Genomic DNA, 4664 nt, shown 5'->3' on the forward strand with positions numbered 1-4664 from the left:
ATTAAATCCTGTTATAAAATCCATAACATCAAGATAGCCAATATTTTAATGCAATTTGGCCAATGGATAAAAGGTAATCAACAAAGTTATTAAGAAAGGGAGGTTATTGCGCAGTCTGACGTTTAGTATAAAAGAAGTAGGGCTGTAAATAAGCAATTACCTTTCGGATTATCCACAAGCCAAATCTTTTGCATTTTGTTTTATATTTTTCTTCTAAAGCCAAATCAAAAGATTTGGCGACCTCGCAAATATGCCTGGAACATTGAGCTTAGCACTTATCTGCCCTATTTTTTTTATACATTGTTAGCAATAGTTATTCTACGATCTGATTGACAGCAAATGATTTTTTTCCGTTTGTAATGACAATTTGATAATCGCCTTTCACTAAAGCAAGTTTAGGATTAGTGTTTTTATTTAATTCTAATATATCTATTGGCGTTGCATTATTTATATCATCATTTTTATTAAAAGCAAATACCATAATTGGATACTCAATTTCCAGATTTGAAATGTCAAGCTGGATTTGCTTTCTTTTTTTAAATTTCCAATTGGGTCGTAAATTGTCAATTTGAGTAATCGGATGAAAAACGACTAAATCCATTTTATCCTTATCACGAATATAAGGTAATGGTTTTTTATTAGCATCGAGTAGTATAGTAGGTTCCGTAAATTCAAAACTATTAAGAAATATATTATTTGACTGTTGGTCAAAATTTTCTATATATTTTGTTTGGTCAATAGTCAATGGGTCAATGTGGGTCAATTCAGATAATCTTAAAGCCATTGCCTTTTTCCAAAAGTCATTTTCGCCTTCAGATGCATGCAGATAACCACAATGGATTAATATTTTATCGTTGGGATTTGCGTCAATAACTTTCTTTATATTCTTGGCTTGAGCTATTTCTCTAAATTCTGGGCCTTTTCGAGCTTCATCCCAATCTTCATAACCAAAAACATTAAATCCAATATCTATGGCTGTGCGAATCATATTGCCAAATTCAGGCTCTTTTGTGTAATAACCTGATTTCTTAATTGGATAACCTCTGTTATTTATAAGCGTGTCAAATCTATCTAATGCCTCTAAACCTAAATGCTTGTAACCATTTTCATACAATCCAGCCAAAAGACTTTTCGTAAATATTCTGTGATAGGGAACGTGATGAGCTTCGTTTATTATAATTAATGAATTTTGTTTCGAAATATCTAAAATGTAGTTTTTTGCCGATACTTTTTTGTATAGACCTCTTAATGAATCTCTAGATTTTGAGGTTGTTATTTTGTTTTTAGATTTAAAAATCGAATCAAAAAGTCTTTGAGCAATTGAATAATCACCTTTTAAAGAAAATTCTGTGGCTAAGCGTTCTATTTCTTGTCCGGTTGTATCATCCTCAATTTTTGAAAAAATTTGTTCATTAAATTGGTAATCAGTATTAAAATCTATTGGCCGAAATTTTAATTTATCATTTTGGCAAGACAATAATGTCAATAGTATTAATGTGATTATCGATGTTTTTTTCATAATTATTGCTAACGGTCTTGTATATGGCTCGTAGCGTGCAAATTAGAAAATTATTTTCGGTTTAAGCACAAGCCAGATTTTTAAATTTTACTATTTATTCTTTTTTGTTGGAAATCGTCAAATTTAAAAATTTGGCGACTTTCCAAGTATGCCTTAACTTCATTTAAGCAACTAATTAGCTATGAGCTATATACGTTGTTGTGGTGCGTTTTTATTCGTCCGTAAATTTTAAAATTCCGACTGTCATTCCGTTTTTATTAATTGGGTCGGTATAATTTATAAACATTTCTTTTCCAACGTTTCCACTTATTATTTTATCTATTTCTTGTTTTCGAATACGAAAGGGTGAACGACTTCTATTCTCGTCCGTAAAAGTTACGAGGATTTTGTCTTTATAAACCAAGTCGATTTTCCGTTTCATTATTTCGTTATTGAAGTCGTAAAACATATTTAAAATCAGATATTCGTAATTTTCAGAAGTTTTGATTTCCGCTGTAAATCGGTTTGAGTCGAACATATTACTTTTAAACAACAATTCCGAATCTTTGTAAAATTGCCAATTTGTAATTGTGTCGGCAACTTGAGTTCGGTTTTTAGAATCCGCATTGTTTTTCGCAGAAATCAATTCCGATTCGGTTTTATATTCCGCAATTCTATTATTCCACGTATTAATTTGTTTTTGCTTTTGATTACAACTAATCAGCAGAAATAAAATCGGTAGAAAAAGAAGTTTTTTCAAATTCACAATGTTTGTTTTAAATGCACCACAACGTTTAGTATAAAAGAAGTAGGGCTGAAAATAAGCAATTACCTTTCGGATTATCCACAAGCCAAATCTTTTGCATTTTGTTTTATATTTTTGTTCTAAAGCCAAATCAAAAGATTTGGCGACCACCCAAATATGCCTGAAACATTAAGGTTTAGCACTTACTTGCCCTATTTTTTTTATACAGTGTTGCCACACGTTTTTATTCCGCTGTTTGTTCAATTATTTGATTAGAAATTTCCATTATTAATTCTGGCGTAAAGTTTTTGTCGTAACCGTAAGCTTTATTAGAATCGAAATCCTTTGGAAAACCAATTCCGTGCAATCCTTTAGGAATTCCTGTTCTAATTTTTTGGTCAATTTTAATTCCGTTTTCAAAATATAAAATTGTTACTTGAATTGCATTTTCATATGATTTGAATTTCGGACTGTGTTCCGTTGTTCTAATCATTAACAATTCGCCATTTTCAAAATAAATATCTAAATCGATTGATTCTCCACTTTCCTTAAACTTAATTTTGTTGGTAATTTTATTATTATACCGTTCTGATTTTATTTTGACACTATCAATCTCAAATCTTTTCTTTAGTATCCGCTTACCCAAATCAATATCAATATGATAGCATTTGATTTCAATTTGTTCTTTCATTTTTTCATTCACTTGCGTAAATCCGCTTGCAGAAATTATGAATACTATGATAAAGGACAGATTTTTAATCAATTTCAGTGTTTTTTTTAAATGTGTGGCAACGTTTAGTATAAAAGAAGTAGGGCTGAAAATAAGAAATTACCTTTCGGATTATCCACAAGCCAAATCTTTTGCATTTTGTTTTATATTATTTCTCTAAAAGCCAAATCAAAAGATTTGGCGACCTCATAAATGTGCCAAAACACTGGGTTTAGCACTTACTTGCCCTATTTTTTTTATACATTGTTGGCGGTAGTATTTAATCGTCGGTGTACCATTTATTTTCTTTTGAAACATAAACTTTCGTATTCCAAAACCCGTCAAAATATTTTATGATATATTCTCCTTCATTTTCTGCTGGCAAATAATATTCAAACTCTTTTTCATAAAATCCATTTCGTGAAATTGGTATTTCTATTTCGTAACTTGATTGTGGGTATCTACCATTCTCCGTATTAAAGTTCTCTATTTTTGCAATGAATCTTTCCGCTTTATTTAAATTCCACTTTTCTTGGATCGGATATGTTAAAACTCCTGCTAAAACTCCCGCTACACTAACACCAAATAATGTCAATGCGAACCACTTAAAGTTCGTCTTAAAAAACTTGTCCGTTAAAATCGAGATCAGGAATATAACTAACAGTGTGATGAGAAAAAATATTAAAGCATTAATTATCCAAAATGTATTACTTAATGCAACTAAAAATAATAGGAAGAAAATCGGAATAAATAAATATATTTTTTTCTGTCTCATATTCAATTTCACTTACTCGTCTTTTTTATATTACCGCCAACGTGTTTGGCTATGGTTTCGTTGCGTGAAAATCCACGAGGATTTTCCGCCGTAAACCGAAGATAGCAAATTTGCGAGGACTTTCCGATAGGAAAGTCAGAAGCAATGAACTATAGCCGGTGTTGTGTGTTCGTTTTTTTTATTTTTATTTTCCATTCGGTTGTGTCTAATTCCATAATCTCATTGCGACTCCAATTAGTAAATTCCTCACACTCAAATTCCAATATCGTTCCATTCCAATTTTTAAATCGGATGTCATCCATTTTAAAAGGACTTTGAATTTCAGTCAAGTCAGATAACGAGCTATTCATTTTCTCAATTTCATAATAGTTATGAAAAAAGAAAATTCCATTTGGCGAAACTTCCACGTCTTGATATTCAGGTTGACTTTCCGTTTCGATTATGTTTAAGTCAGAAGCGTTTAGTCTAAAAACGTAATCAGAAGTCAGAACAATAATTTCATTCCGACTTTCCGAATATTTAACTTGTTTTGGAAATCCACGAAATTGTCCAACCATTTCAGCCATATTTTTATCCGTGAACTTTATCCAAGTCCACGATTGAGAATTCCAAGGACTTTCAATGTCATAAATCCTTTCTTTAAATTCTCCAGAATATGGTTGATTAATTATTTCAGCTTTCAATTTCGTTTCGGTTTTCTCAAAATGACACACAACGTGTTTGTATATGGTTTGTTGCGTGGTTTAAGCAACTAATTTAGTAAATAATTACCGACCAAGAAAGTCCGAGAGGACTTTTGTAAGTAAGCGATAAGCCAGCAATAAATTATATACGGCTTAAGTTTGATTTTTACTAAATAAGTTAATTTTAAGTATTAATCAGAAAGAACAAAAGAGCGGAGTAAGGTTACTATATACGGTGAAGCTTTAGACTTCGA

5 protein-coding genes are annotated in these 4664 nt (G+C 31.0%); all 5 read right to left on the reverse strand.

Annotated elements, in window-relative coordinates; all coding sequences use genetic code 11:
• Nucleotides 1–313: 313 nt before the first annotated feature.
• Nucleotides 314–1519, reverse strand: coding sequence for a hypothetical protein (locus tag H4O20_RS13445; protein WP_185099609.1), 1206 nt, complete (start codon nucleotides 1517–1519; stop codon nucleotides 314–316).
• Nucleotides 1520–1730: 211 nt separating this feature from the next.
• A complete protein-coding gene (locus H4O20_RS13450; RefSeq protein WP_185099610.1) occupies nucleotides 1731–2258 on the reverse strand; it encodes a hypothetical protein in 528 nt (175 codons plus the stop codon).
• Nucleotides 2259–2487: 229 nt separating this feature from the next.
• Complete coding sequence (locus H4O20_RS13455; RefSeq protein ID WP_185099611.1) at nucleotides 2488–2934, reverse strand: hypothetical protein; 447 nt, start codon at nucleotides 2932–2934, stop codon at nucleotides 2488–2490.
• Between the two features lie 298 nt (nucleotides 2935–3232).
• The gene (locus H4O20_RS13460; RefSeq protein ID WP_185099612.1) at nucleotides 3233–3547 is read right to left on the reverse strand and encodes a hypothetical protein; all 315 of its coding nucleotides are present in this window, start codon (nucleotides 3545–3547) and stop codon (nucleotides 3233–3235) included.
• A 329-nt stretch (nucleotides 3548–3876) separates the two neighbouring features.
• Nucleotides 3877–4410: a hypothetical protein gene (locus tag H4O20_RS13465; RefSeq protein WP_185099613.1), complete on the reverse strand. Its 534-nt coding sequence runs from the start codon at nucleotides 4408–4410 to the stop codon at nucleotides 3877–3879.
• Nucleotides 4411–4664 lie beyond the last annotated feature (254 nt).

The organism is Aequorivita sp. 609, assembly GCF_014212065.1.
Lineage (GTDB): Bacteria > Bacteroidota > Bacteroidia > Flavobacteriales > Flavobacteriaceae > Aequorivita > Aequorivita sinensis.

Coding starts and splice junctions, on each gene's coding strand:
- H4O20_RS13445 (WP_185099609.1), bottom strand. CDS start 1,519: ATGAAAAAAACATCGATAATCACATTAATACTATTGACATTATTGTCT.
- H4O20_RS13455 (WP_185099611.1), bottom strand. CDS start 2,934: ATGAAAGAACAAATTGAAATCAAATGCTATCATATTGATATTGATTTG.